This is a genomic window from Bradyrhizobium sp. P2_E8 (assembly GCF_056403875.1).
Genome location: NZ_JBFUES010001248.1, coordinates 1 through 1894 on the forward strand (window position 1 = coordinate 1; position 1894 = coordinate 1894).

Annotated in this window: 2 protein-coding genes; both read right to left on the reverse strand. The window is 64.1% G+C overall.

All coding sequences use genetic code 11. The features are described from left to right. Positions 1-13: 13 nt before the first annotated feature. Positions 14-775 (reverse strand): ABC transporter ATP-binding protein, encoded by a 762-nt coding sequence (locus AC1D00_RS39170; protein ID WP_135178925.1) that lies wholly within the window; start codon positions 773-775, stop codon positions 14-16. After that, positions 775-1794 (reverse strand): ABC transporter substrate-binding protein, encoded by a 1020-nt coding sequence (locus tag AC1D00_RS39175; RefSeq protein WP_477014365.1) that lies wholly within the window; start codon positions 1792-1794, stop codon positions 775-777. Before AC1D00_RS39175 ends, AC1D00_RS39170 begins: the two co-directional genes overlap by 1 nt. Between the last annotated feature and the right edge of the window lie 100 nt (positions 1795-1894).

A 1894-nucleotide genomic window follows, 5' to 3' on the forward strand; every position in this document is an offset into this window, starting at 1 on the left:
GTTAGAGGCTCCCTCAATGCGCCGCGGCTTCGGCGGCGAACAGGAGATCGTGGATCTCCTTCTCCAGCCGGCCGGCGCTGCCGTCCGCGCCCGAGACCTTGTCGACATCGACCACCTCGGCCTTGACGCGGCCGGGATGCGGCGACAGCAGGAGGATGCGGTTGCCGATGCGGATTGCTTCCGCGATCGAATGAGTCACGAACAGCACGGTGAACCTGGTCTCGCTCCAGAGCTGGAGCAGCTCGTCCTGGCAGGTCCGGCGCGTCAGCGCGTCCAGCGCCGCGAACGGCTCGTCCATCAGCAGGATGTCCGGCTCCATCGCCATGCCGCGCGCGATCGCGACGCGCTGTTTCATGCCGCCGGACAGCGTATGCGGATAGGCATCGACCACGCGGGTGAGGCCGACTTTCTCGATATAGGCCCGCGCGCGTGCCTCCGCGTCCTTGCGCGGCAGCTTTCGCGCGGTGAGCAGCGGGAACATCACGTTGGCGAGCACGGTCTTCCACGGCAACAGCTGGTCGAACTCCTGGAAGATCATCATCCGGTCGGCGCCGGGACCGTGGATCTCGCGGCCGTTGATGCTCATGCGGCCTTCGCTCGGGCTCATGTAGCCGCCGACGGCCTTGAGCAGGGTCGACTTGCCGCAGCCGGACGGCCCGAGCAGCACGAAGCGGTCGGACCTGTCGACGGTGAAGCTCACCCTCTCGGTGGCGGTGACGACGGCGCTGGAGGTCTTGTAGCGCAGCGTCACCCCGCTGACATCGAGCAGCGCCATCAGTTGYCCTTCAGGTCGTGCGCGACGGGGAGATAATAGTCGGTCCAGGCCTTGGGCTGCATCTTCAGCGTGCCGGTCTTGTAGAGATGTGCGGCGAATTTCATTGTGCCCTGTGGCTCGAGATTCCATTCCATCATGCCGGGCTCCTTCAGGAGATCGAGCAGCTCCTCCACCGAGGTCTTGTCGCCGGTGATCTCCTTGTAGATCTCGACGGCCTGTTTGGTGTCGCTGCGGATCAGGTCCTGCGCTTCCTTGGTGGCGTCGCGCACCGCCTGGATGATCTTGGGATTGGCGTCGGCGAATTTGGTCGTGGTGAAGAATTGCGCCTGGCTGAGCGGGCCGCCCATCACGTCGGGCGACGACAGCACGACATGCGCGCCCGGCACGTTCTTCAGCTCCAGGAACGTGAAGGGCGGGATCGAGAAGTGAGTGTGCACCTCGTGCTTGGGATTGGCGAGCGCCGCATAGGCGTCGGGATGGCCGAGCTGCACGGTATTGGCGTCGAGCTTGGACCATTGATCGGCACCGAAGGCCTCGGCCGCCGCGATCTGAAGCACGATCGCCTGGGTCGAGACCTTGACGGTCGGCACCGCGATCTTGTCGCCGGGGCCGAAATCCCTAATCGACTTGATGTTGGCGTCGCGGCTGATCAACGTCATCGGCTGAGCCGAGGTCGCGACGATACCCTTCACGCCGCCGCGGGTGCGGTCCCACAGCAAGAGGAGATTGCCGGTGCCGGTGTTGAGGATGTCGACGCCGCCGGCGAGCAGCGCATCGGTCTGCGCGCCACCGCCGGAGAAGGTGACCCATTTGGTGGTGACGCCTGATACCCCGAGCGAAGCAGCATGTTTCTCGATCAGCTTCTGCTTCTCCATGATGTGGCTCGGCATGTAGAAAATGCCGGGCTGGCGCGACAGCGAGAGCTCGGATTTCTGCTGGGCATGCGCCGCGGATACCGGCAGAAGTGTTGCGGCGATCAGGGCCATGGCGGCACAGCCGCGCTGGAATTGCGTCATCATTGTTGTTCGTTTCCTCTGGCCGCCATTGACGGGAGACCTTGCTAATGCACTAATGCATTAGTGCATCAAAGGCAAGTCCGCCGGAGTCGCAGTCATGGAA

Excerpts from the sequence above, each read along its gene's own strand:
- AC1D00_RS39170 (WP_135178925.1), bottom strand. The coding sequence starts at position 775 with ATGGCGCTGCTCGATGTCAGCGGGGTGACGCTGCGCTACAAGACCTCC.